22 protein-coding genes are annotated in these 24961 nt (G+C 56.2%); 7 read left to right on the top strand and 15 right to left on the bottom strand.

All coding sequences use genetic code 11. The features are described from left to right. The first annotated feature begins 177 nt into the window (after positions 1–177). Both USG84_RS14220 and USG84_RS14225 read left to right on the top strand, forming a co-directional pair. Positions 178–6621 (top strand): inverse autotransporter beta domain-containing protein, encoded by a 6444-nt coding sequence (locus USG84_RS14220; RefSeq protein ID WP_320738314.1) that lies wholly within the window; start codon positions 178–180, stop codon positions 6619–6621. A 102-nt stretch (positions 6622–6723) separates the two neighbouring features. Beyond that, on the top strand, positions 6724–6984 hold the full coding sequence (locus tag USG84_RS14225) for a hypothetical protein (RefSeq protein ID WP_061099133.1): 261 nt from the start codon (positions 6724–6726) through the stop codon (positions 6982–6984). A gap of 20 nt (positions 6985–7004) precedes the next feature. Here the strand turns inward: USG84_RS14225 and USG84_RS14230 are convergent, their stop codons facing one another. Beyond that, entirely contained in the window at positions 7005–7232 is a 228-nt protein-coding gene (locus USG84_RS14230; RefSeq protein WP_253540821.1) for a hypothetical protein, read from the bottom strand. A gap of 27 nt (positions 7233–7259) precedes the next feature. Beyond that, entirely contained in the window at positions 7260–7631 is a 372-nt protein-coding gene (locus USG84_RS14235; RefSeq protein ID WP_151413047.1) for a hypothetical protein, read from the bottom strand. Between the two features lie 270 nt (positions 7632–7901). Between USG84_RS14235 and USG84_RS14240 the strand changes: the two genes are divergently transcribed. After that, complete coding sequence (locus tag USG84_RS14240; RefSeq protein ID WP_151413048.1) at positions 7902–8816, top strand: hypothetical protein; 915 nt, start codon at positions 7902–7904, stop codon at positions 8814–8816. A gap of 79 nt (positions 8817–8895) precedes the next feature. Here USG84_RS14240 and USG84_RS14245 read toward each other — a convergent pair whose 3' ends face one another. The 13 genes from USG84_RS14245 to gspG form a co-directional block, all read right to left on the bottom strand. Then, positions 8896–10452, bottom strand: coding sequence for a hypothetical protein (locus USG84_RS14245; protein ID WP_253540825.1), 1557 nt, complete (start codon positions 10450–10452; stop codon positions 8896–8898). Between the two features lie 127 nt (positions 10453–10579). Next, positions 10580–11068, bottom strand: coding sequence for a type II secretion system protein (locus USG84_RS14250; protein WP_151413050.1), 489 nt, complete (start codon positions 11066–11068; stop codon positions 10580–10582). Beyond that, positions 11055–11417 carry a type II secretion system protein gene (locus USG84_RS14255; RefSeq protein ID WP_080339181.1) on the bottom strand — a complete coding sequence of 121 codons (363 nt, stop codon included), beginning with the start codon at positions 11415–11417 and terminating at the stop codon, positions 11055–11057. Before USG84_RS14255 ends, USG84_RS14250 begins: the two co-directional genes overlap by 14 nt. Then, a complete protein-coding gene (locus tag USG84_RS14260) occupies positions 11404–11880 on the bottom strand; it encodes a type II secretion system protein (RefSeq protein ID WP_320738315.1) in 477 nt (158 codons plus the stop codon). Before USG84_RS14260 ends, USG84_RS14255 begins: the two co-directional genes overlap by 14 nt. Next, a complete protein-coding gene (locus USG84_RS14265; RefSeq protein ID WP_253540827.1) occupies positions 11880–13673 on the bottom strand; it encodes a secretin N-terminal domain-containing protein in 1794 nt (597 codons plus the stop codon). The genes USG84_RS14260 and USG84_RS14265 overlap by 1 nt, the downstream gene beginning before the upstream one ends. A 92-nt stretch (positions 13674–13765) precedes the next feature. Further along, positions 13766–14278: a hypothetical protein gene (locus USG84_RS14270; protein WP_151413052.1), complete on the bottom strand. Its 513-nt coding sequence runs from the start codon at positions 14276–14278 to the stop codon at positions 13766–13768. Continuing rightward, on the bottom strand, positions 14275–14793 hold the full coding sequence (locus USG84_RS14275) for a hypothetical protein (RefSeq protein WP_151413053.1): 519 nt from the start codon (positions 14791–14793) through the stop codon (positions 14275–14277). The genes USG84_RS14270 and USG84_RS14275 overlap by 4 nt, the downstream gene beginning before the upstream one ends. Next, positions 14777–15292: a hypothetical protein gene (locus USG84_RS14280; RefSeq protein ID WP_151413054.1), complete on the bottom strand. Its 516-nt coding sequence runs from the start codon at positions 15290–15292 to the stop codon at positions 14777–14779. Before USG84_RS14280 ends, USG84_RS14275 begins: the two co-directional genes overlap by 17 nt. Beyond that, positions 15270–15986, bottom strand: coding sequence for a hypothetical protein (locus tag USG84_RS14285; protein WP_253540830.1), 717 nt, complete (start codon positions 15984–15986; stop codon positions 15270–15272). The genes USG84_RS14280 and USG84_RS14285 overlap by 23 nt, the downstream gene beginning before the upstream one ends. Further along, complete coding sequence (locus USG84_RS14290; protein WP_253540833.1) at positions 15970–17589, bottom strand: GspE/PulE family protein; 1620 nt, start codon at positions 17587–17589, stop codon at positions 15970–15972. Before USG84_RS14290 ends, USG84_RS14285 begins: the two co-directional genes overlap by 17 nt. Then, complete coding sequence (locus tag USG84_RS14295; protein WP_151413057.1) at positions 17589–18758, bottom strand: type II secretion system F family protein; 1170 nt, start codon at positions 18756–18758, stop codon at positions 17589–17591. Before USG84_RS14295 ends, USG84_RS14290 begins: the two co-directional genes overlap by 1 nt. Further along, the gene (locus tag USG84_RS14300; RefSeq protein ID WP_126300296.1) at positions 18755–19219 is read right to left on the bottom strand and encodes a lytic transglycosylase domain-containing protein; all 465 of its coding nucleotides are present in this window, start codon (positions 19217–19219) and stop codon (positions 18755–18757) included. The genes USG84_RS14295 and USG84_RS14300 overlap by 4 nt, the downstream gene beginning before the upstream one ends. A 2-nt stretch (positions 19220–19221) precedes the next feature. After that, the gene (gspG, locus tag USG84_RS14305) at positions 19222–19641 is read right to left on the bottom strand and encodes a type II secretion system major pseudopilin GspG (RefSeq protein ID WP_045259779.1); all 420 of its coding nucleotides are present in this window, start codon (positions 19639–19641) and stop codon (positions 19222–19224) included. Positions 19642–19957: 316 nt separating this feature from the next. On the opposite strand from gspG, the gene USG84_RS14310 reads away from it, so the two are divergent. From USG84_RS14310 to USG84_RS14325, 4 genes are all read left to right on the top strand, one after another. Beyond that, on the top strand, positions 19958–21787 hold the full coding sequence (locus USG84_RS14310) for a glycosyl hydrolase family 18 protein (protein WP_320738316.1): 1830 nt from the start codon (positions 19958–19960) through the stop codon (positions 21785–21787). Positions 21788–22151: 364 nt separating this feature from the next. Continuing rightward, entirely contained in the window at positions 22152–22871 is a 720-nt protein-coding gene (locus USG84_RS14315; protein ID WP_151413058.1) for a FadR/GntR family transcriptional regulator, read from the top strand. After that, a complete protein-coding gene (locus tag USG84_RS14320; RefSeq protein ID WP_151413059.1) occupies positions 22868–23881 on the top strand; it encodes an ABC transporter ATP-binding protein in 1014 nt (337 codons plus the stop codon). Before USG84_RS14315 ends, USG84_RS14320 begins: the two co-directional genes overlap by 4 nt. Further along, positions 23878–24960, top strand: a complete 1083-nt coding sequence (locus tag USG84_RS14325; RefSeq protein WP_253540840.1) for an ABC transporter ATP-binding protein — start codon at positions 23878–23880, stop codon at positions 24958–24960. Before USG84_RS14320 ends, USG84_RS14325 begins: the two co-directional genes overlap by 4 nt. Position 24961: the final 1 nt, after the last annotated feature.

Below are 24961 nucleotides of genomic sequence, written 5' to 3' on the forward strand. Positions count from 1 at the left end.
TGCGTCACAATGCCCGGTGTTTCGTACTGTTCTTTACGTCAAAAATTATCCGTGTGGATAATCCTCTTACATTATTTATTTTCCATCTTTTTACTCACGGTTCCCCCCGTCGCGCGGGCGCAAACTGAAACTCACGCAACCGTTGAAAGCGAAAGCAATCAACCCCTGCGGGATAAAATGGCCAGCATGTGGGGAAGCGCCCAACAAAACGGCGCGGGCGATGCCCTGCGCGGTGCGGCAAACAGCGAGGTGAATGCCGCGTTAACCCAGGAAGTGGAAGCGTGGTTAAACAATATCGGCGGGAAAGCCCGCGTTACGGCAGACGTCGGTATTGGCGGGAGCGATAGCCGCGATTTTGGGCTGGACTATCTGTGGCCGGTTAAAATCTGGCAACATGACATTCTGTTCACTCAGATGAGCGCACACCGCTGGAACGAGCGCGATATCCTTAACGTTGGCCTGGGCTGGCGACATACTTTTAATCCGCATCTGATGGCGGGTGGAAACCTCTTTTTCGATCAGGATGTCACGCGCCACCATAACCGAATGGGGGCAGGCGCCGAGCTGTGGAGCGATGGGATTCGTGCGTCCGCGAACTACTACCTGCCCCTGAGCGGCTGGCGTCATTCTGACGACAGCATGTTTAATGACGATCCCGACCGCTATGAACTGTATGAACGTGCCGCCCGCGGCTGGGATCTCAATCTGGAGACGGCCCTTTCACAGCACGTTGCGCTCAAATTGGGCTGGTTCCAGTGGTATGGCGACAAAGTGGACGTTAACGGCAGCCGCAGCGAAGCCAGCCACAATCCTCACGGGCTTAACCTCGGGCTTAAGTGGCAACCTGTGCCGCTGGTGGGGATCAGCGCGGAGCAGAGCATGATTAGCGGCCAGCGGGATAACTTCTCTGTGGGGCTGAATTTCCACTGGGAGTTTGGCCGAAAACTTTCCGAGATGCTGGCAAGTGAAAATGCGGCGGCGTTGCCATCGCTGATGCAGTCCCGCACGGAGTTTGTCACCCGTAATAACAACATCGTTCTTGCCTATAAGCAGGAAGAAAAAGACAGACGCCTCTATTTCAGCCCTACGGAAAAAACTACGCAGGCTGGCGTGCCGCTTCTTCACGCGGTGAAAGGTGGGCAGGGGGGCGTCATTCGCTACACCTCCTCCAGTACGGCGATCGCCACCGTGGAGCCGGGCAGCGGTCTGGTGAACCCAACGCATCGGGGCGATGTCACCATCACCGCGACGGAAACGTCACCTGTCGATCCGGAGCACGTATTAAGTTCCGCCAGCTATCACCTGACCGTTACGCCGGGCGATTTTGCCCCTTCCGTCGAAAACGTTGCCATTAAGGGGGTCATGTCACCCGGCAAGATCCTGGAGGGAAGTTACCTCTATAAAAGCAATGAAGGGGAAGATGAAGATCCTGAGCAAACCCGGCTGCGGTGGTATGACGCAGTATCAGGCGAGACGCTGAAGGAAGGGAGTGCTACGTATGAGGTGCAAACGCGTGATATGGCCCGCGCGGTGATCTTCGAAGTCACGCCGGTCAACAAAAAAGGGATACCCGGGGAGAGCGGAACGGCGAAAATTACCGGTAGCGCAACGATAACTACCCTGCGTATCGATCATCTGCTTTCACCCGGTGAAATCCGCCGTGACGGCAGCGTGAAGTTCTTCGAAGAGAGTCACGGGGCGTTGCTGGTGTTAGCCGAGGTGAAAGACGGTCAGGGCTCCCCTCTGACCGAACAGATGGTGTACTGGCAGAGCAGGAACTCGCTTGGCTCGTTGTCGCAAAACAGCGTACGCACCGATGAGCACGGTCAGGCGTTGGTAAAAATAGAAAACATCATGGCGGATGGTGAAGATGAAATCACGGCCTCGCTGATCCCGCCTGGCGGGAGCCAGACCCTGAGCACCGCCAGTGATAACAATGCTCAGCAGGAGAAGATGGCGCTGGTTGTCGATTTTGCCCACCCGCTTGCCATCCGCTTCGTGGCGTCTCCCGAGCGTGCAGAAGTTGCCACAGAAAAGACGTTCACGATTGAAGTTACCGATCAGGATGGTAAGCCTCTGACGGTTGAGAAAAACGTCACGTGGAGCAGTAACGGTGAAACCCTGAGCGGCAAAACGAATAGCGAGGGAAGAGCATCCATCGCACTTATCGCGCCGCAAAAAGCAGCAGAAAAGTGGGTGGTGAACGCCACGGTAGATACCGTGAGTAGCCCGTCAGCGCCCGTAAGCCTTGAGCCGGGTCCGGTGGCAAAAGTGGTGCTGGACGTCCCGGAAAACGCGGTTGCAGGCGGTGAGGATAAAACCGTCAGCGCGCAGCTGTATGACCGGTTTGATAACGCGGTTATCAGCCGTAAACAGGCTATCACCTGGCGGATAGAAGGGAGTCAGTTCCGGGAAGCGCCCACCGGAGACAGCGATGAGCACGGTATTGCCAGTGCAGCCGTTGTCGTACCTGAAAAAGCGCCATCGCAGGTGAAAGTGTCCGCCGGTGATGAGCAGAAGATCATCAGTGTGAATGTCGGGAAGGTGAATCATGTCGAGCTTAAAGGTACCCCAGATACGCTGAATGCCAATGGGAGCAGCACTTCGACGCTGACCGCCATCGCGCTGGATGAGCACAACAATAGCGTACCGGACGCTCCCGTAACGTGGACGCTCATCACGCAGCAGTTTGGCGCGCTGAGCAACGCGGTTGAAAAAACCGATGCAGAAGGCAAAGCGACGGCCACGTTTACGACCGCATCAGCGGGGGGCAATGCGCAAATAGAGGTCGACATTGGCGGGCAAAAACAAGCGACGCAGCTGACGCTCAACGGTTACCCGATTATCCGCAGCATCACGCTGAACCAAACCGCCGGGCTGAAGGTGGGCGACACGGTAAGCGTGGAAAAGGTGGACGTGGAGCAGAACGGCGGCGGTGAGGTGACGCTGAGCTACCAGTGGCACCGTGACGAGGGAGCGATCGATGCCGCCACGTCGGACAGTTATCACCTGACGGAACAGGATACGGGGGCGACTCTCTTTGTGGTGGTGACCGCGACCAACGCGGCCAAAAATGAAGGCGATAAGGCGTCGTCGAAAACGGAGCCGGTTACCGGGAAGGCGTCAGATGTGACGGTAACCGCCAGCGCGGACAGCGTGGATGCGAACGGACTGAACACCATTACCTATACCGCCACGGCGAAGGACCGCTTCGGCCGTGCGGTAGTGGGCGAGGCGATCGTCTGGGACATCGACAAGCCGGAGCTGGTGAGCCGGGGAGAGGCCAGCGCCGTCACCGGTACAGAAGGCTCGGGTACGATGACCGTCACCACGAAAAATACCGGCGGAACCGTTACGGTGAGCGCCACGGTCAACGGCAAAAAAGGCGAGTCCGGCGTGGCGTTGCAGGGAATTCCGACGATCAAAAGCATCACGCTGAGCAAAACCGCCGGGCTGAAGGTGGGTGACACGGTAAGCGTTGAGAAGGTGGACGTGGAGCAGAACGGCGGCGGCGAGGTGACGCTGAGCTACCAGTGGGGACGTGAAATAAACAACGTGTCCGGGGGCATCAGCGGTGCGAAAGAGGCCAGCTATACCCTGACAGAGCAGGACACGGGGGCAACGCTGTTTGTCGCGGTAACCGCCACCAACGTGGCCAAAAAAGAGGGCTATAAGGCGTCGTCGAAAACGGAGCCGGTCATCGGGAAGGCGTCAGCCGTGACGGTCACTGCCAGCGCGGCCAGCGTGGAGGCTAACGGACTGAACACCATTACCTACACCGCCACGGCGAAGGACCGCTTTGGCCGTGCGGTAGTAGGCGAGGCGATTGTCTGGGATATCGACAAACCTGAGCTGGTGGCCCGGGGGGAGACCAGCGCCATCACCGGAACCGGAGGCGTAGGGATGATGACCGTCACCACGAAAAATACCGGTGGAACCATCACGGTGAGCGCCACGGTCAACGGCAAAAAAGGCGAATCCGGCGTGGAGATTTACGGCGCGCCGTTGGTGACAGACCTGCATATCTCCGGCACGCCGAAGGTGGGGCAGACCCTGAGTGCGGAATACACTTTCTCGGCAAACGGGAGCGGGGCGGATGCGTCCACCTTCCAGTGGCAGTGGAAGGACGGTGAGACCTGGAAGAATGCGGCAGCCGCTGGCAATGCGGCACGAACGTTCACGCTGCCGGACAGCTATGCGGGCTACAGCGTGCGGGTGGTGGTGACGCCGAAGGGCAGCAGTCACCCGTCGCTGACCGGAACGATCCAGGAGAGCCAGGCGGTGACGGCTTACGGCACGCCAGCGGTGGAGGACGTGCGCACATCCGGCACGCCGGAGGTGGGGCAGACCCTGAGGGCAGAATACACATTCAAGGCGAACGGAACCGGTGCGGATGCTTCAACCTATATCTGGGCGAGGTATGAGAGAACCAGCTGGATGCCGATCGAAGGGGGCAACGGCCGGGAATACACCCTCCAGGCGGGGGACGCGGGTTACAGCATTAAAGTAACGATAATACCGGAGGGCAGCAGTCAGCCGTCGCTGGTCGGGCCGGTGCAGCACAGCCCGGCGGTAGATGTTTACGGTGCGCCATCGGTGACAGATCTGCACGTTTCCGGCACGCCGGAGGTGGGGCAGACATTGAGGGCGGAATATACCTTCACGGCGAACGGAAGCGGTGCCGATGCCTCAACCTATATCTGGGCGAGATACGAGGGAACCAGCTGGATGCCGATCGATGGGGCCAACAGCCGGGAATATACCCTCCAGGCCGGAGATGCGGGTTACAGCATTAAGGCGGTGGTGACGCCGACGGGCAGCAGCCATCCGGCACTGGCCGGAGCGGTACAGAGCAGCCCGTCGGTAGACGTTTATGGCGCGCCGTCGGTAACCAATCTGCACATCTCCGGCACGCCGAGGGTGGGGCAGACCCTGAGGGCGGAATACTCCTTCACGGCAAACGGCACCGGGCCGGATGCGTCCACCTTCCAGTGGCAGTGGAAGGACGGAGAGGCATGGAGGAATGCGGCAGCCGCTGGCAATACGGCACGAACGTTTACGCTGCCGGACAGCTATGCGGGCTTCAGCGTGCGGGTGGTGGTGACGCCGAAGGGCAGCAGTCACCCGGCTGTGGTCGGAGTGGCGCAGGAAAGTTCAGCGGTCGCGGTATATGGCGCGCCGTCGGTGTCGGGCCTGAAGATTTCCGGCACGCCGAAGGTAGGGCAGACCCTGAGGGCGGAATACACCTTCACGTCAAACGGAAGCGGTACGGATAAATCCACCTTTATCTGGGGAAGGTATGAGAGAACCAGCTGGATGCCGATCGAGGGAGCCACGGGGCGGGAATACACCCTCCGGACCGAGGATGCGGGTTACAGTATTAAAGTGACGGTAATTCCGGAGGGCAGCAGCCAGCCTCAGCTGCAGGGCGAGACACAGCACAGCCAGGCGGTGGATGCCTATGGTGCGCCGTCAATAACCAATCTGCATATCTCGGGCACGCCGAAGGTGGGGCAGACCCTGAGTGCGGAATATACTTTCACGGCAAACGGGGCCGGTACGGACGCCTCCAGCTTCCAGTGGCAATGGCAGGATGGTGCAACATGGAAGAATGCCGCAGGCGGCACGGCAAGAACGTTTACGCTGCCGGACAGCTATGCGGGCTACAGCGTGCGGGTGGTGGTAACGCCGAAAGGCAGCAGCCAGCCGTCGCTGACCGGTGCGGTACAGGATAGTCCGACGATGGCAGCCTATGACGCGCCGTCTGTGGCGGGCCTGAGGATCTCCGGCACGCCGAAGGTGGGGCAGACCCTGAGTGCGGAATACACCTTCACGGCAAACGGGGCCGGTACGGACATCTCCAGCTTCCAGTGGCAGTGGCAGGATGGTGCAACATGGAAGAATGCTGCAGGCGGCACGGCAAGCACGTTCACGTTGCCGGACAGCTATGCAGGTTACAACGTGCGGCTAATGGTAACGCCGAAGGGCAGCAGCCAGCCGTCGCTGACCGGTGCGGTACAGAACAGCCCGGCGGTAGCGGTGTATGGTATGCCGTCTGTGACGGGGCTGAGGATCTCCGGCACGCCGGAGGTGGGGCAGACATTGAGGGCGGAATACACCTTCACGGCAAACGGGACCGGTACGGACATCTCCAGCTTCCAGTGGCAGTGGAAGGATGGCCAGACGTGGAGGGATGTCGCAGGCGGCACGGCAAAAACGTTCACGCTGCCGGACAGCTATGCGGGCTATGACGTGCGGGTGGTGGTGACGCCTAAAGGTTCAGGGCAGTCCTTATCTGGCACCGAGGCCTTTAGTGGCGCTGTTACCATAAAATCTAAGCCTGCGCCTTTCGTTACAAACCTGGGCTACAGCGGCAGAACCGGAGCCTGTAACAGAATAACGGCAACGTACACTTACAATGCGAATGGCGGTGCGTCTGAAGGCAACACGATATTTCAGTGGAAGTGGGGGAGCACCGTGGTTTCCAACGTACAAGGCGTTACGTTAGGCTACTGGGGGGAAGTCACACTTTATGTGACGCCAGTTAATAAAGACGGTATCAGAGGAAAGACGGAATCAAAAACGTTTAAAAATACGGGCTCAAGTAGCTGTGATTGGTAAACACGTTAATTCATTCTGAGGTGTTTTTGTAAACAGGGGGGCATAAGCCCCCCTGAATCCTACCTGTCGAATATTTCTTTACGGAGCGCAGGGCTAAAATTTATGAATAACGTTTATCCTGAAAAGCAAGCATCAATACTCATTGGCGACGCCGCCACGCATTTATCCTTGCAGGGGATTAACATTGATCATGTTTCGCTTAGCCACTATCTGGGTAAAAAACTCGAGTATGCCCGGAGTATTGATGATTGCTTATACGCTGAAGTTATTTGTATTGCACTATCAATGTTGAAGGAAAACGCTAAGTCATCCGGGCAATGCTGCTGTAAATATAAAGAATGGCTTGAGGTATCTCTTGATTAAGGGATGGTCTTATTACGTTTTCAGACCTGCCTTTTACTGTCTCGGGCGATTTTCACTTCTTCAGCAAAATCCAGTGCTTCTTTGTAATCAAAGCTACGCGTCCTGGCATTATGCCTGCCCGGTAACGGTGCCGGTATTTTCACGCCGAACAGCTCACCCGTCGTCATAAGCGCATAAACTAATTCAGCTTCAGTGACATCGGCCATCTTCGCCAAAATATTCGTCCTGATACAAAAACTTAACTTCACGTTTAGTCCTCCTTTTGCAAAAGTGGTTCAACCATGCTTCCTTTTATAAAAATCAATAACGCTGTCGAGATTGGGGAGCATAAAGTTCATGGCATCGATGGTTTCACGCCAGCCTGACAGGGATTCATTTGCTTTCACATACCATCTATGCTGCTCGCTTCGGGGATGATGACCCGTGATCAACACAAGCATGTCGGGTTTAATTCTTCTGATGAACTCCAGATACTTCACCAGGCGCAACGTCGTGCCAAACGTGTCAGCATCGATAATGCAAAGCATTTTATCTCTGGCGATAAAATAAAATCGCGCTATTTCTTCAAGCCCTTTTTCGAATAAAAAAGAGTTTGTTCGTACGCAAACCCGAATTTTTTCATGAGTCTGTTTAATTGACGTTTCCATCTTATGTCTCGCTCATCAGGGTAAAATATATGAGATGGCTTTTAAGCCTACTATTCCAGTCTGAATAGTGGCAAGGCATTATATTCATTCCTCAGAATAAAATAAGACGGTACTGGTCCTCTGATTAGTAAGAATCTTCTCTGTATCTATGAGTTAAAAATAAATAAACGATGATTTTATCTGGAGGTATATTCTAAGGCCTGACGCATTAAGGTATGGTCACTGTTGCGTAATCTTGTTGTTTTTCTTTTTCTCAAAGAGGATTTTTTCATGACAAAGACAGTCGTAGCATTAGCAATGCTTAGCGTTTTTTCAACAGCGTCAGTATATGCCAGTGATTACTCACGCATGATGAATATTGAAAACCCCGACCGTTTGAAACTCACGATTAACAATGCTACCTACGAGGAAGGGTACAGCAATGATTTCATTCCTCATTTATACGTCGGAAGTGAAGACAATGGCGTAATGAACATTGTTGTTGATAATGGTATAGTGCTGAACGAATCCATTGAAAATGGTCGTAACTGTAACTATGCCATGATTGTCAGTAAAGATAACGGTGTTTACTTACAGGCAAACGGGAAAAACTGTAGTTATAAGAAAAAGAGTTACCGTTCCATTAACTCTCCGGTAGTTACCATTATCAATGATTCCTCTTTATATCTCAGACCCAATTTCTCAATAAACGGAAATGATTTTTTTGCAGATAACTATAGTATTAATCCGAACGGGATTCGCATGTTCACCGGGGACAGTGGCACATGGAAAAAACAGGGCGTTCGCCACGGTGACAACCTGAAAGTGAAGTTCAGCTACACGCTGGCTGAGTCGGGGGCGCAAAAAGAGGTCGTCTGTCCGTCACTGGACTCCTTAACTGAAAACCGGCTTTATCGCCTTCAGGGCGGAGAGCAAAATGCGCTCTGCGTCCTTGAGAGCAACGATATTCATATTAAAAACGATCGTATTGTTGCCGGATGGTACAAACCCCTGACCAAAGCAGAACTTCTGCAACGGATCGAAGCCACCGCCGCAGACGATGACGTCATCATTGATATGCCGGATGATAAATACATGGCCCTTTATACCCAGCCGGGTGAATATAAAATCCCGCTGAAAGCAGGGGACGCAAAAGCGACGATTACCTTAGTGGTTATCAAAGGGACCATTCCCATCGCGCAATAAAAACGGAAATAGGTTAGCGAAAAGCTAACAAGCCGTCAGGCAACATCTCAAAAATCATGTTGCCTGACGTGCAAGATTTTTATGGAATGGCGGTCATCACCCATTGTGGTCGATATTTTTGTTCCCCGCCTTTGATATCACACCAGGCCATTAGCGGGTCGGTAACAGCGCCAGTTTTTTCATAGAGTAACATTGTACTGCTCTCCGGGTTGGGTTCGGATGCTTTAACCCCTGCGGGTAGCCACCATTTGCAGGCAAACTGGGAAACATCGGGTATGGAGCCCGGATCCGGAATGACCTGCGCCACATTGACGCTCGCATAGCCTTTCAATGATTTCTGGGCGGCAGCCATCTGGTCTTTAATGATAAAAGACGTATCGGGAATCGCGCCATCAGGAAAGAATTCTTTAATCTGCGGCCAGATCCGGGCAATCGGCATCGCCTGGTTATAACCATTCACCAGCTCACCGCTGGTACTGAGAGCCAGAACGCGCTGCGTGTAGTTATCGATCAGCGGCGCACCTACGCCCGGCTTCATAGGGTTGTTCTTATTGCCCATATCGTTGTTGTACGTGCTACAACGATGCCGGAATTGACCCGCTTCGCGGTCGTATAGCTCAATAGCACAGTGGGTGCCATCTGACTTATTCACTGCGTCATACAAACGTGCATTATCTTTTTTAAACTGCGCCTGCGGCAGATAAAATTCCGTTTTTTGAGTGGCAATGTCGTTAGCCTTCGTCTCATCTCTTGGGTCAATCCCTAAATAACCCAGTGATTTGACGAAATCTTCCTGCGCTTTATCACCCGCAAAATCTAACGACAATAAGCGATATTTACCGTCTCTGCTGGATGATTTGCCAAATGCTTTCACTTTGGCCGTTTTCTTTATCTGATAACTGGTGCAATCATTTGGATTGACCTCAACCTCCTGAACAAACCAGACCTCTGTGGTTCTTACCTTTTTATCTTCTTTTAACGGGAAACTGCTTAATACCAGCAGGTCACCATCAACCCCTTTTTCGCCGATGCGCCATCCGGTATTGTAATGCGGTTTTTCTCGGTCATAGGTATCGCGGATCACCGCGACGGGTTTTGTATAGTTATAGATAAAAGGTGAGTCTTTAAAGCAGGAGTGCGGGGGCGGGTTTTTGTCACCCGGAATGATATTAAACAATGACAAATCCTGAAGCTTTGCCTCGCCCCTGACCTGGAAGGCAATTTCGGCCTGCCGGGAAGAGGGAAGCGCAGAACCATCTGCAGCCAACAACCGTACCGTTACGCTATCGCCAAAGACGGATAATGCATCGAAACTGACATGGTGCTCATCCGAGCCGCTCAGGATTTTCTCAGCCGCATAGCGGTAGACCTCGTTGTTATTTTTACCTGCAATTTCCACTGTCGCATCGGCGGGCAGGTTAGCATACGAGATATGAACATCAAGCAGCGCCGCATCTTCTATAACAATCGTCTCCTGCGTTTTATTTTGATTCAGATAATGATCAACTTCCTCCAGTGGAATAGCCGTTACGTGATTTTTTGCCGTAATTGCCTGCTCACCAGCAAATACAGGACTCATGCTTTGAGACACAGCGGCCAGCGAGATGAAAAAATAAGCCAGTCTTTTTTTTTGCATATACGCACTCTCCAGTTTGTGTATTTCCGCACTTCCAGAGTGGCGATCAATAACATGTCCGCCATGGTCTCGCTGGTAAGAAAAAGACATATTTTTATGATAATGCGGCTAATACCTTATTATTCCATCAGCGGCCACAGGCCGCAGGCAGCGGGGCCTGCGGATCGCTCTCTACCTGAAATTTCCAGTCGTAATACGTTTTCGCTTTGGCAAAATGTTTTGGATCGTGGCGAAAGCCGATTTTTTTCCGTGGCGTCCCTTTTCCGAGGCTGCGCACGCCAATCCAGCGCCCCTGAGGATCGAGGATCATGCCCCAGTTTTTACTCCCGGTTAGCGGGTCGGCGTAGTGCTGGCGCAGGTGATAAAGCGGTTTTCGCCCGCGTTTATCAATAAGGAGCTGTTCAAAACGCACGGGAAAACAGCCATCACCGTTGCCGCGGTAGGCTAGTATCGCCGCGCGGATTTGATCGCCGCGAAATAAAAGCTCAGCTTCCTGCTGCGCCTGATAACGCATCTGCACCTCGTCGCGGCTTTTCAGCAGCGACAACGCCAGCGTGGAGAGCGCAATCAGCAGCAGCAGATAGGTAAAACCCCCCTGTCCTTTAATCGAACGCATCGCGATGATCCTGCCCGGGTTTAGGTGGCGTCTCGACGTCAATAATTTGCCCTTCGTCATCGGTCTTCGCCTCCCAGATATCGCGGCGGTTGGTGATCGGATCCAGCGGCATCTGGCGAAGATAACCGGCCTCGATCAGATCCTCCAGGCTGTATGGCCCCGCCAGGCGATCGCGGCGGTAGTGATCGATCGCGCTGCGCAGCGCATGCAGGTTATGCTCGCGCACCACCTCTTTGGCTCTGTCCGCGTGCTGGAAAAAACGTGGAGCGACAAGGGTCATCAATGTCGCGATGATTGCCATCACCACCAGCAGCTCGATGAGCGTAAAACCTTTTTCACCATTGCGCATAGGGCACTCCATTCAGACCGCTGGCCGTACAGGTACTACTAACATCAAACACGTCTTTCCCTCCGCCGCTGAAATCGCCGGGTGGCTGCGTGGATGCGCGTAACCGCCAGGTCTCTTCATCATTTTTTCCCTCGCAATCGCACATCGGATCGCGCGGAATATGGCGCAGGAAGTAGATCATCGCGCCAGTGGGCGATGTCTTATCCCGGACGCCTTCCACCAGGCTTTTCAGTGACGGCGGATATCCCGATTCGCTGGTTTTTTTCTCAATGATGCCGTCCACGCTTGCCTGGTGATAACGGTCAATGGCATCGCGCAGCGTGCGCAGCGATTCGCGTAGCTGCGTCTCCTGCTGCCGCTGATGGTAGTTACGCATCAGCGGCGCAGCGGCAGCGGCAAGCGTGGCAAGTAGCGCCAGCGTGACGATCATCTCAATCAAGGTAAAACCGCGCTGGCGCTGCATTACGATGCTCCGTTTTCCGTCTCTGACTCATCGAGGATCGGTGGCGGCAGCGTGGCCGCCCGGTCAGGGAAATGGGCCGGCGGCGCAAGCGCCGGTGCGGTAAACCCGCTGCCAGGTTCCTCGCGCTGCAGGTCGCGCAGCTGAATGCTGTCGCCCGTTAAGTCGTCGCTGCCCATCTCAATGGTACTGACGTGGCTTCCCGGTAAATCGAGGTTGCGCTCAATGGTCGGCGTAATTAACAGCACCACCTCCGTGCGCGCTTTCTTATCTTCCTTACGGCTAAACAGACGACCCAACCCAGGGATCTCGCTTAAAAGTGGCGTGCCACTTTTTTCATCGCTCTCTTCCTGTTTAATCAGCCCTGCCAGCATTTGGGTTTCGCCATTCATACTGCTGAGCGTGGTATTGGCTTCGCGTTTATTGGTACGGTAATATTTCGTCCCTTTTTCACCCGGTTCCGCAGTGCCCAGGCTGCTGAGCGTGAACTTCACCTCCATCGAGATGTTATCGTCCATACTGACTTCCGGCGTGACTTCCAGTTTCAGGCCGACGTCCTGATAATCCACTTTTTGTTGCGTGACGCCTTCATTGGTGGTGGTGGTCAACACCGGGATGGTTTCACCGATATCAACCAGCGCTTTTTTATTGTTTTTCACACGAATTCGTGGGTTGGCCAGTACTCTGGCGTTGCTCAGCACTTTTTTCAGATCAACGGTCATATTGTCGATATTGACCATGAGATTTTTGGATGAGATATCACCCACCGGAATTCCACTTCCCTCTAATTCCCCTTCTTTAGGCTTTGCAAAACCCGCGCTGATGGTTTGCGGCAGCTTCATGCCAAGCGCTTCAAGATCGTTGGTATTCACTTCCAGCACCTCGACGGCCAGCGTGACTTCCGCTTCAGGCCGGTCGAGCGTCACTAACAGGCGCTCCGCTTTTTCCACGCTCTCTTTTGGCCCGCGCAGGGTAACGGAGTTGGTCCGCTCATCAACGTGCACATCCTTCAGCTTGACCATGTTGCGCAGGGCGACGTTGACCTCTTTCGCTTTCGCGTAGCCCAGGAAGATGGTTTTGACGACCACGTCGCGATAGATCTTCTCTTTTTGCGCGGTGGCGGGGTAGATCAGCAACGTATTGCTGTTCAGCACCTTCTTCCGCAGGTTATTCGACAACAGCAGCACGTTGATGGCATCTTCCGCAGTGGTGCGTTTGGCTATCAGGCTCCCGGTGGTGCTGGAGGAAATATCTTTGTCGAAGATGATATTGACCCCGGTCATCTGGCTGATGGTGTTAAAGATGGCCATCAGGCTGTGCTCGCGAAAATTAAGCGCTATCGTTTTTTGCAGCTCCCGGTTCAGACGCTGCTCCGGCTGGTTGAGCCGCGACACCTCACGCATCAGGTGATCGCGCAGCGCGCGCGCCTGGGGCCAGTTGGGATCTTCTTCCAGCACCTGCTGGATTTTGTGCAGCGCGCGCGCCGGGTCGCGGGTGCTGTTAGCCACCGCATCCTTATACAACGCGTCCAGCGCCCGACGGGCATCAAGTTTGCGTAACCCCTGCAGGGCGCGCAGGTTACCGGGCTCATAGGTAAGCGCATCGCGCCACATTTGCGTCGCCAGGGTGTAGTTGTTCTGACGCACCGCGAGATCGGCGTTTTTTAGATAGTCATTTACCAGCTTTTTGCTGATGTCAGCCTGCTCGGCGCGAAGCGCAATATCCTGCGGGCTGGCGATGCGCTGCTGGTCTATCTCCTTCAGCCGCTTAACCAGCACCTGCGGCGAGGCGGTCACTGATTCCCGGACCGGAGGCGCCGCACGTTGTGCACAGCCGCTCAGTAGCGCGCATGACAACAAAAAAGTGAGAGCAATTGTTTTTTTCATGATTAATGTGTCGGTTCCGATTGCAGCTCATCCAGTTCCAGCCGCTGCTGGCTATGGGTGGGCTGCCATTCAAACAGGAGGTGGTCGTTCGCCACCGCTTTTAAAATCCAGTTGTTGACCGGCGAGCTGCCGATCCAGATCCTGCCGTCCGCCCTGCAGCGCTCGCAGACCGGCCAGGTCTCTTTGCCATCCGTCAGCACGACGATCCTCTGACTGTTGTCCCACCAGGCGCCGAGGAGCTGTAGCGGTAGCGGCGGTGCGGCTGGTGCCGCCTCTTCAGGCCGATCGTTCTCCGGCGGCTTTTCTGCTGCGTCCTGCCCCCTGCTGTGTGGGGTTGAAAAGAGATCGACGCGCGTTGCGTGAGCCGTCTCCAGCTTTGCTGGCGCGGGGCGCGAGCGTGAGACCGGCTGCGCCTCAGGCGGCGCTTGCGATATCTCGTCATCGGCAAACTGGCTCCAGAACACAGCACCGGCGGTCAGCACCAGCGCCAGCTGTAAATAGCGCGGCAGTTTCATGGCGACTCCTTCAAAAGACGAAGCTGCACGGTGGCGCTGAGTTGGCTTTCCGATGGCCCGGCGCGCCGCAGGCTTAGCTGTTCAATGCGTAACGGCAGCGTGCGGCTTAGCGTTTCCAGAGCATCCATCAGCGGCAAATATTCCCCGCGCAGCGGAATATCCAGCCGTAGCGCGGTTTTACCGTCGTCGTTTTCCAGCTGATAGCGGCTGGCGTCGACCTTCATCCCCCGGCTCCTGAGCTGCTCAAAAATGAGCCTGACCTGCTGATATTCTCCGAGGCTGATGCGGTTTTGCAGCTCCGGCTGCTGTTTATCCAGCGGCAGCGCGGTTTGTAGCTGCGTCTGGATCCGCGCAAGGTTCTCCTGCAAATGAACGGTATGCGGCCGCACGCCGCCAAGCCATAACAGCAGCAGCCCTGCGGGCAGCCCGGCGAGCACGAGCGGAACCGTTCCGATGCGTCCGGCAAATAACGCCGCCTGCCAGCGCAGCACGGCGGGTTTATTCTGAAGCCGCATGGTGCTCCTCCGTCGTCACCTTAACGTCGAGTACCGCGTTAATCGGCCAGGCGGGATCGCCCTGGGCCGACTGGCGGTGGTTCTCCAGCACCACATGTGCGGGCAACTGCTGTAGCCGCTCGCTAAAGGCGAGCAGGGCGTCAAGGCTGCCTGCATTTACAGTAAGCCGCGCGTCGCCTTTACTGGCAATGACGTCAATGCTCAGGAGCGCAATATCAGGCGTCAGTACGCTGCCGATGTTGTCCAGCAGCTTTATGGCCGGCGGGACGGCCTGCAGTTGCCGAGCGTGGCGCAACCGGCGCTGCTCTGCTTCACGCAGCTGGCGCAGCACCTGCTGCCGTTGGGCGAGCTGCTGCTCTACCTGCGACGTCTCCAGCTCAAGGCGCTGGTGCTCAAACAGGCCATACACCACGGCACCGGTGAGCGGTAAACAGAGGAGTCCGGTTAACAACAGCGTGCGTGCGGCCCACGGGGAGCTACGCGTAAACAGCGGTGTCATGAGGACTCTCCTGTAGCGCGACTTCCTGGTGATGCTCACCGTCGGTATGAATGACGTAGCCAGGACAGTCCTGCAATCCGCTTAGCCGGGCGATAACCCGCAGCTGAGCGTCCATCTCCTGCTGTGGCAGGGTGAGCGTCCAGACGTCGCGCCAGCTGTGGTGCTGACGGCTGGCAATCCGGCTATGGTGGGGACTCATCGCCACAAACAGGCCGTTTTCCGGCAGTGCGCTGGTGAAGTGGCTCAACAGCTTTTGAAACGGCGTGACAACGCCGCGAAAACGCAGCCTCTCCCGACGCGCCAGCGCGGCAAGCAGGTGCCAGCAAGGTTGCTTCAGGCACGCGGCCAGCGCCGACTGCTGCCAGCTAAGGGTCTCGAAGCGCACCTGCCAGTCGACGGGCGGACTCGCGCGAAGAACCGCCTGCTGTCGGGCGAGCTGGAGCAGCTCCTGCGGTGTGGTCACGCCGTCATGCCAGGGCTGAATTAAAAACGTCAGATCGTCGGTATCGAGGTGAAACTCCACCGCGTCACGCCACGGTAAGACGGAAGGGCGCAGGCGCAGCAGCGTTTCGAGTGCGGCTTCAAGAGGCTCATCTGGCTGGCGTTCACGGGTGGCGAGAACCACGCTGTTGCGGCGCAACCGCACGGCATGAGGCCAGATGTCGCACTGCCAGGTGTTAGTGAGTGATAACACGGTTCACCTCCTCCCAGGTGGTTTTGCCTTCGACCACGGCGCGCAGCGCGATGGTCGAGAGCGGAACAAAACCGTCATTAAGCGCCACTTCCTTTAGCCTGCGCCGGGGCGATCGCGCCAGCATTGCCTCTTTCATCGCATCGCTGAAATGCAGCACTTCCGCCAGCGCCAGCCTGCCGCGAAAGCCGCTGTCGCGGCAGGTATCGCAGCCTCGCCCTCGACGCCAGCGGGGCGTGAGCTGCTGCAGCGGACCGGATTGCCACGCCGCAAGAAGGTCATCCGTGGGCGTGGTGTCATCAATACAGTCCGGGCAAATCTGGCGCACCAGCCGCTGCGCCACGACGCCGTTAAGGGCGGTGATCAGGCTGGCGGGCTCTACCTGCATATATAAAAAACGTTCCAGTACGCTAAAGACGTCATTGGCGTGAACCGAGGAGAGCACCACGTGGCCGGTGAGCGCCGCCTGCACGGCAATGCCGGCGGTTTCACCGTCGCGGATCTCACCCACCAGAATGATGTCCGGGTCGTGACGCAGAATGGCGCGCAGGCCTCGGGCGAAGGTGAGCCCTTTTTTATCGTTGACCGGAATTTGCAGCACGCTGTTGAGCTGGTACTCCACGGGATCTTCAATGGTGATAATTTTGCATTCACCGCTGTTGAGTTCGCTGAGTGCTGAATAGAGGGTGGTGGATTTCCCGCTCCCCGTTGGCCCGGTGACGAGCACCATACCGTGGGGCAGATGGGTTAACTGGCGAATAGCGCCCAGCGTGTGCTCATCAAAGCCGAGCGTCTCCAGGCGCAGGTTTTGATCGTGAGATTTATCCAGCACGCGCAGTACGGCGTCCTCGCCATAGACGCCCGGCATGATGGAGACGCGAAAATCGACGGGACGCTGGAGAATCAACGCCTTGAAGCGCCCGTCCTGTGGCGTGCGGCGTTCGGATATGTCCATGCAGCTTAATACCTTGAGACGGGAGATCACCTGTTCCGCCTGCTGAAGCCCGGCGCAGTGGCGAATGCTGTGCAGAACGCCATCGATGCGGTACTTCACCATCAGACCATCCGCGACGGCGCAAAGATGAATATCGCTGGCCCGGCTTTGCAGGGCATCAAACAGCGTGGCGTTAACCAGCTTAATAACGGCGTGGGGTTCACTGGCGATGGCCGCTGGGGTGATCTCCAGCCACCGGGCCTCTTTATTCTCTTCACTCTGCTGCTGCTCCAGCTGATCGAGCGTGCGCTGCTGTTTTGCCAGTTCATCAAGGCGGGCATTGAGCTGAGAGAGCGGGGCGAGCGCGGGGAGCGCATTTACGTTATAGGCCCACTGGCGCAGCGCCAGTGAAAACGGATCGCCCAGCGCAACGTGGAGCCGACCGTTAACGCGCAGCGGCAATGCTCGCTGGCTGAGCGATTCGGTCAGCGGCACGGCTTCGAAATCCTCCTCGCTGTCGGCGAGCTGTGTAGGTGAGAGCGGCGTGAGTCCCAGGGAACCAGCGGCTTCTTCTAACGCGCCGGGGAAACTGTCCAGCAGTTCCGCCAGCGCCCGACAGCGCTGCTCGTCTGGCAGGTCGAAAAGGGGTTCTACAGACGGTGAGTGAGACATTATTGCAATCCTCCTGCCAGTTCAAAAATGGGCATGTACAGTAAAAACACGACGAGCCCAACGATGCCGCCAACGACCATCATCAGAATCGGTTCAAAAATTTTGCTACAGGTTTCAATCGCGCGTTCCAGCGATTCATCATAAAAAGCGGCGATCCGCTCGCACATGGCAGGCAGTTCACCGCTGCGCTCGCCGACCTGCAGCAGGCGGCTGGCGACAGGGGTCGTCATCCGTTGCGCTTCCAGCATGCGGGAGAGCGATTCGCCGGCGGCGACGTCGCGGATAACCTGTTCAACCTGCTGACGATGCGTGGCGGGCAGGATCTCCCGGCTCAGCATTAACGCATCAGGCGCGGGGAGGCCGCCCTGAAGCAGCAGGCCCAGCGTGCGGTAAAAACGCACCAGCACAGAAAGCTGATGCTGCTGGCGTAAGGCGGGAATGCGCAGCAACAAACCGAGCGCGCGCTGGCGCAGGCGCGGGCTACGCACCGCCATCACCACGCCTGCGACCGCTGCCGCACAGCCGGCCAGCAGCAGCGAGCCATGGGTCTGCGTCAGGCGTCCCCACCAGAGGATAAGCTGTGCGCTGGCGGACGGGTTCTTCATCCCGTCAAACACCACGGAAAAACGCGGAATAATAAAGCCGAGCAGAAAGAACAGAATTATCCCGCCGGCGGCAATGACAATCGTCGGATAGAGCAGGGTTGATTTAATCCGCTTGCGCAGAATTTCCATTCTTGATTCGTAAAACTGAAAACGCTTTAGCGCTTCGGGTAAATGTCCGGTTTGCTCAGAAGAGGCAACGGTGTTAATGAGCAGAGGCGGAAACAGTGCTGGTAGCGCCATCATCGCCTGAGAGAGTTGCGCGCCTTCGTAGAGCTTTTTAACCAGCGTATCCAGAACCAGCGAGGTGCCACCGTCGCGGCTGCTTTCGCGCAGCGCTTCGACGGCCTCGACCACGACCAGCCCGGCCTCCAGCAGCGCGATAAGCTCCTGCAAGAACAGATTCAGTGGAAAGCGTTTCTCCTTGCGGGCGGGGCGTTCCTGTACCTGCAAAACGATGCCGCCGCCGGCGATAATGCGGGCGCTGGCATCATCAGGCGACGCGGCAAGCACGGTCTGATTGACGCGTTTCCCCCCCTGGAGGATGGTGACGTTATATGGTTTCATTTTGGCGACAGTGTATGGCTCTGCCTTTTAAGGCGGGCATAATGCGGAGCCACTTTTCTTATGTATTGTTGACGAAGCGCGCGGCGCTGGGGGGTATTTGCCGTTCCGGCGTTATACGCCCCCACCGCGTCCCAGGTATAACCAAAGCGCTGGATTTGACCTGCCAGGATCCAGGCGCCGGTCATGACACTTTGGCAAGGGTCGGTTAGCAGATCTTTTTGACTAATACGAAATTTACGCAGCGCATCGAAGTGAATGCTATTGATCTGCATCAGACCGACATCCATTGAGCCATCACGATTTTTATTGATGGCCCGGGTATTACCGTTGGATTCCACTATCGCTATCGCCTGTAATAGCTCTGGCTCAATGCCGTAACGTTCACCCGCCAGCTGCCAGCAATCGGCCCGGCAGGAAAATACGCTGAAGATAAACAGCGAATATAAGGACAGGCGCAGCATATTCAGAACCCGTAAGTCACAGGCTTACCGTCTTTACCGCCGGAGGTTATTTCGACTTCATTAATGGCGTCTTTTGTCCGGGCGGGGTTATGCCACTGGTACGGATTGCCCCACGGGTCTAACGGCACATGCTGGCTGAGATAAGGGCCATTCCAGTTTTGCGCGTTGGAAGGCTTTTCAGTCAGCGCTTTCAGACCTTGTGTTTCACTTGGATAACTGCCGGTGTCGAGGCGATATTGCCCTAGTGCCTCAGCAAGCGAGCGCATCTGGCGCATGGCGGTCTTCTCCTTAGCCGAGTCAACATTTGAGAAGACTTTTGGCCCGACAAATCCTGCCAGCAGCGCAATAATCATCAGCACGACCAGCAATTCAAGCAGGGTGAAACCACCCTGTTTTCGCATCACGTTTGTTGCATATTTCATTGAGAGCGTCCCTTGTAAAATAATAGTTGTGATTAATTCCTGAATTTTCCCTGATAAAAGAGCAGGCACACAGGTATGCCATCTTTTTTAATTGGTGAAGATGGGAAAATTAAATAAAGAAGCGTCTTACAGGATGCGAGAATTTTCCCGGGCTGTCGTTGAAGTATTTATTATAAATGCGAGAGATATTTCTTATTTAATACGGAGGGTTTCCTGATTCACCACTCTATTATCCCCAACGATCTCAGCGCTAAAAAAAAAGACAATTTGCGAGGTAATCCACAGGACTATCATCACAAAGCAATAAGGAACTTTGATGAAAAAACTTACATTATCTCTGTTAATTGGTAGCGCATTAATGGCGCAGTCGGCTTTCGCGGCGCAGGCACCGAGAGCGGTAACTTATCTGACCTCTTGGGGCGTTTCGGTCGAGTCCGTTGAGGATATGAAAGAGGTGAAAGCGGATACGCTCCTGCTTTCATTTGGTGGCTGGGATGCAAGCGGTAAGCTGTCCAGTTCCGATAATATTGTTGCAGTACCACAATATGATCCCTGGTACATTAATGCGCCAGCCTATGTCGTGTGGAGTCAGCTGAAGCTGGCGCACCCGGAGAAAAAAATGATGCTGGCGCTCGGCGGTGAGACGTATTCCGCCATGTGGTCTTATCTGAATAACGCGCAAACGCGAGAAACGCTGGCGCAGAATCTGGTGAATCTGCTTAACACCAACTTCCCGGTGTATAAAAAGAACATGAAGCCTGAAGAGATGGTCGGCGAATGCCTGAGCACCGACTGGCAAGGCAAATGTAATATGGCTAACTACCAGAAGGCGGGTACCGTTCAGCTTGACGGCATCGATTTTGACTTTGAAAAATCCGATCGCGTCACGCCAGAGGAAAATGCAAACCTGCTGGATCTGGCTGAACGGGTTCGTAATAAGCTCAATGCGTCCGGCAGCAAAAAGCTGCTGAGTCTGACTACCTATCACGTTGGCGCTGACCCGGAGAACTGCGACGATAGCGCGGTAACCGAGAATTGCTCCTTCGTTGAGCCGAAGCGTTCTTCACACCACGGCGAAGTTCTGCCGCTGCTGACGCAGGGGAAAAACGTTTTCGATTTCTTCAACGTCATGGCCTATGATGCCGGTCCGCGCTTTAAGTATGACGTGGCGATGGCTAACTACGCCCGGGCGGTGGGTGATAAGAGCAAAATCGTTCTCGGTCAGACCATCAACTCCCAGTGGGGGCCAGAAGGTCGCTTTGTTGAAAGCCGACAGAACAACGTAAACCGTGCGGGCTGGCAGGCGGAAAACGGCTATGGCGGGTTCTTTATCTGGACGTTGGGTTCAAACGATCAGCAGCTGTCCATGTCGCAGCAGGTTGACTATTTCAATGAAATGAAAGAGCGCGCGGACCTGATGTCGCCTGAACGCCCGCAGGACACCGTCGCGCCAACTGCGCCAACAGAACTGAAGGTGCTGAGCAATGGCTTAACGATCGCCCTCGCCTGGCAGCCCTCCACCGATGACCATGGCGTAGTGGGATATGACATCTACCGTAACGACATAAAAGTCGGGTCTTCAACGGACACCCAGTGGACCGATAATGCGGTTGAAACCGGCGGTGTGGTGTACCACTACCGCGTGAAAGCACGTGATGCAGCGAACAATATCTCTGAAAGCAGCAACGTGGTTAAGGTAGAAACCGTACAGGTTGAAGAGGGACGTCCGGACGCGCCAACCGGCCTGGCCCTGGTTTCTTCCACGGAAAACAGCCTGACGGTAAAATGGAACGCGGTAGACAAAGCGGTGAAATACCACGTCCTGCGCGATGGCGCGGAGTTACTCACCGTAAGCGGAACGCAGATCTTCGACAGCGGCCTGCGCGCGGGTACAACCTACAGCTACCAGGTGATCGCCGAAAATGCCAAAGGTCATCAGTCTCTCGCCAGTACACCGTTTAAAGCCACGACGAAAGAGGGGTCAGTGACGCCTGAGCCGGAAGGCGAGTGGAAAGTCGGTACGCGCTATAAGACTGGAGAAATCGTCACGTATAACGGCACGCAGTACCGCTGCGTGCAGGGGCATACGTCTCAGTCCGACTGGGCACCGTCTGCGGCTGCGACGCTTTGGCAGCCTGTTCCTTAATCTTTCGCGGCCCTCGCAAGGGGGCCATTTTCAGATGTGAGCACGCCTTATTTATTACTTTTTGTTAACTTATTGTTATCATTTTCAGTGCAAAAATTTAACATTGGCACCATTATAGTGCGATATTTGCACTGATTTTGTGCATTTCATGTTCTTTTCTCGCCTTTATCGTCTCCGATGCCGCCTGCATCTGTAACAATACGTTGCTGTAACCCCTTCATTTACTATCGCTTTTTCAAATCTTTTTCGAACCAATAAAGAATTGGTTCGTTTATTGCTTAATCATTAGCACGATAAGTAGCACGCCATATCAATAACTTATCGTTCATAAAAAGAAAATAATGATGATAGTGAGCGAACCAATATGGAAAAACCGTCACGGTTTCTGGCCAATTCCAGCACCGCGCTTGAGCAGCTGCGCGGGCTAATCAACCAGCATGAGTCAACACCAGGCACTCCGCTGCCCACGGAACGTGAGCTGTCGGAAACACTCGGCGTAGGACGACGCGAAGTGCGTCGCGCGCTGGACGTGCTGGAAGAAGAAGGGCGGATCTGGCGTAAACAGGGCAAAGGCACCTTTATTGGTCCGGCTGCCCCGGTTGAACCGCTGGCCCTTCAGGGATTGGTTCAGCAGACCAATCTGCTGGAAGTGATGGAAGCTCGTATACAGATCGAACCCGGCTTAGCCCGGCTTGCGGCACTGCGTGCCACCAGGGAAAACCTCGCGCTCATGCAGCGCATGCTGGAACGCATCGACAAGGTCAGCCCGGATGACCGCGATCTCAACGAACTGTGGGATAGCGCCTTTCACCGCGCCATTGCCGAGGCGGCGGGCAACCGCCTGATGCTCGGCCTGTTTGACGCCATTGATGCCGTGCGGCGCGAACCCGGCTGGCAGCATCTGCGTGAATTAGCCCGCACGCCCGAACGTGTCGACAGCTACAACGACCACCATCACAAGATCATGTTCGCGATTATCCATCGCCAGCCTAATGAAGCAGCGGCCGCCATGCGCGAACACCTGCTCAGCCTGCAAAACGCCCTGATTCAGGCGATCCACCTTGAGGACGATTTCACGCTATGACGACGATCCCGTTTAAGGACTCCACGCCCGTACTCCGGCTGAATAATCTCAACGTTAAGTTTTCCGGCTCGCCGGTCAGCGTCCTGGACGGCATTTCCCTGACGGTCAAAGCGGGCGAAACGCTGGCGCTGGTGGGGGAGTCCGGCTGCGGGAAAAGTATCACCTCACTGGCGCTGATGGGGTTACTGCCCGCCAGCGCGCAGATCGTCAGCGGCGATATGCAGTTTCGCCGCCACGACCTGCGCAAGCTCTCGCCGCGGGAATATGCCGACCTGCGCGGCAGCGAGCTGGCGATGATTTTTCAGGAGCCGATGACCTCGCTCAATCCGGCCTTCACGTTAGGCGATCAGCTCAGTGAAGCGGTCATGCGCCACCAGAACGTTACGCGCCCGGAGGCGATGAAGGTCGCGCTGCAGATCCTCGAGAAGGTGCAGATCCCGGCGGCGGAGATGCGCCTCAAGGCGTATCCGCACCAGCTTTCCGGCGGCATGCGCCAGCGCGTGATGATTGCCATGGCGCTGATCAACCACCCCAAACTGCTGATTGCCGATGAACCGACCACCGCGCTCGACGTCACCATCCAGGCGCAAATCCTGACCCTGCTGAACACCCTAAAAGAGGAGACCGGCACGGCGGTGCTGATGATCACCCACGATTTGGGCGTGGTGGCCGAAGTCGCCCAGCAGGTGGCGGTGATGTACGCCGGGCAGGTGGTGGAGCAGGGAAGCGTGGAGGCGATATTCGCTGACCCGCAGCACCCGTACACCATCGGCCTGATGGGCTCGATCCCTTCGCTGGGCGCACGCAAAGGCCAGCTCTCCACCATTCCCGGATCGGTCCCGCTCCCGGAGTCCATGCCGAAAGGCTGCCGTTTCGCGACGCGCTGCCCGTTTGCGCAGTCGCGCTGCCACGATGAAAAACCGCAGCTCACCACGCTCGGCGCGGGCCATCAGGTCGCCTGCTTCCGCGTGCCGCTCGAACACCACATTGCTCTGGGAGAGACCGCATGACCACGCCCATTCTTGAAGCCCGGGACCTCAGCAAGCTTTTCCCCGGCCCGAAAAAACTCTTTTCCCCGGCCCGGTTTGTCACGGCGGTCGATCGCGTTTCGCTTTCCGTGATGCCGGGCGAAACGCTGGCGATTGTCGGCGAGTCCGGTTCCGGGAAATCCACCCTCGGCCGTCTGCTGCTGCGTCTGCTGGCCGCCAGCGAAGGGCGCGTGTTTTATCAGGGGGAGGAAATTACCCACGCCACAGGCGCCCGTCTGAACCAGCTCCGGCGCGAGCTGCAGATTATTTTTCAGGATCCTTTTGCCTCGCTCAACCCGCGCATGACGGTGGAGCAGATCGTCGGTGAGCCGCTGTGGCTGCACCAGAACATGAAGAAAGCGGATCGTCAGTACCGCGTTGCCGAGTTGCTCAAGACCGTTGGCCTGCCTGCCGCCTGGGCCGGGCGCTATCCGCACGAATTTTCCGGCGGGCAGCGCCAGCGTATCGGCATTGCCCGCGCGCTGGCTTCCGGGCCAGAGCTGCTGCTGGGCGACGAGCCGGTTTCCGCGCTGGATGTGTCGGTGCAGGCGCAGGTGGTTAATCTGCTGGAGAGCCTGAAGCACCAGCTCGGGCTGACGATGGTGATCGTCGCCCACGGTCTGGCGGTGATCCGCCACATGAGCGACCGCGTGGCGGTGATGTACCTTGGGCAAATCGTCGAGCTTGCCACCGTCGATGAGATCTTTGACGCCCCGCTGCACCCCTACACGCAGGCGCTGATCGCCTCGGCGCCGCAGATGCAGCCGGGCGTTGAGCGCGACGCGCCGCTGCTGCAGGGGGATCTGCCGAACCCGGCTAACCCGCCGTCGGGCTGTCGGTTCCACACCCGCTGCCCGTACGTCACCGACGAATGCCGCCAGGTCGAGCCGATTAATCAGGTGCTCGACGGCGGGCGTCAGGTTGCCTGCCACCGCTGGCAGGACATTAACCGCGATCGCAGCGTTATCCAGATCGCACCGCCATCCGCAGCCTTTCTGCGCCGCCGCGCGCTGTTTGAACACGCGGCCACTCACTCCTCCCTTCCTTCAAGGAACTCATGAT

This window comes from Enterobacter sp. 168J2, from assembly GCF_034107265.1.
In the GTDB taxonomy this organism is placed as follows: domain Bacteria; phylum Pseudomonadota; class Gammaproteobacteria; order Enterobacterales; family Enterobacteriaceae; genus Enterobacter; species Enterobacter nematophilus.

Coding starts and splice junctions, on each gene's coding strand:
- USG84_RS14220 (WP_320738314.1), top strand. CDS start 178: ATGGCCAGCATGTGGGGAAGCGCCCAACAAAACGGCGCGGGCGATGCC.
- USG84_RS14225 (WP_061099133.1), top strand. CDS start 6,724: ATGAATAACGTTTATCCTGAAAAGCAAGCATCAATACTCATTGGCGAC.
- USG84_RS14235 (WP_151413047.1), bottom strand. CDS start 7,631: ATGGAAACGTCAATTAAACAGACTCATGAAAAAATTCGGGTTTGCGTA.
- USG84_RS14240 (WP_151413048.1), top strand. CDS start 7,902: ATGACAAAGACAGTCGTAGCATTAGCAATGCTTAGCGTTTTTTCAACA.
- USG84_RS14245 (WP_253540825.1), bottom strand. CDS start 10,452: ATGCAAAAAAAAAGACTGGCTTATTTTTTCATCTCGCTGGCCGCTGTG.
- USG84_RS14250 (WP_151413050.1), bottom strand. CDS start 11,068: ATGCGTTCGATTAAAGGACAGGGGGGTTTTACCTATCTGCTGCTGCTG.
- USG84_RS14255 (WP_080339181.1), bottom strand. CDS start 11,417: ATGCGCAATGGTGAAAAAGGTTTTACGCTCATCGAGCTGCTGGTGGTG.
- USG84_RS14260 (WP_320738315.1), bottom strand. CDS start 11,880: ATGCAGCGCCAGCGCGGTTTTACCTTGATTGAGATGATCGTCACGCTG.
- USG84_RS14270 (WP_151413052.1), bottom strand. CDS start 14,278: ATGAAACTGCCGCGCTATTTACAGCTGGCGCTGGTGCTGACCGCCGGT.
- USG84_RS14275 (WP_151413053.1), bottom strand. CDS start 14,793: ATGCGGCTTCAGAATAAACCCGCCGTGCTGCGCTGGCAGGCGGCGTTA.
- USG84_RS14280 (WP_151413054.1), bottom strand. CDS start 15,292: ATGACACCGCTGTTTACGCGTAGCTCCCCGTGGGCCGCACGCACGCTG.
- USG84_RS14290 (WP_253540833.1), bottom strand. CDS start 17,589: ATGTCTCACTCACCGTCTGTAGAACCCCTTTTCGACCTGCCAGACGAG.
- USG84_RS14295 (WP_151413057.1), bottom strand. CDS start 18,758: ATGAAACCATATAACGTCACCATCCTCCAGGGGGGGAAACGCGTCAAT.
- USG84_RS14300 (WP_126300296.1), bottom strand. CDS start 19,219: ATGCTGCGCCTGTCCTTATATTCGCTGTTTATCTTCAGCGTATTTTCC.
- gspG (WP_045259779.1), bottom strand. CDS start 19,641: ATGAAATATGCAACAAACGTGATGCGAAAACAGGGTGGTTTCACCCTG.
- USG84_RS14310 (WP_320738316.1), top strand. CDS start 19,958: ATGAAAAAACTTACATTATCTCTGTTAATTGGTAGCGCATTAATGGCG.
- USG84_RS14315 (WP_151413058.1), top strand. CDS start 22,152: ATGGAAAAACCGTCACGGTTTCTGGCCAATTCCAGCACCGCGCTTGAG.
- USG84_RS14320 (WP_151413059.1), top strand. CDS start 22,868: ATGACGACGATCCCGTTTAAGGACTCCACGCCCGTACTCCGGCTGAAT.
- USG84_RS14325 (WP_253540840.1), top strand. CDS start 23,878: ATGACCACGCCCATTCTTGAAGCCCGGGACCTCAGCAAGCTTTTCCCC.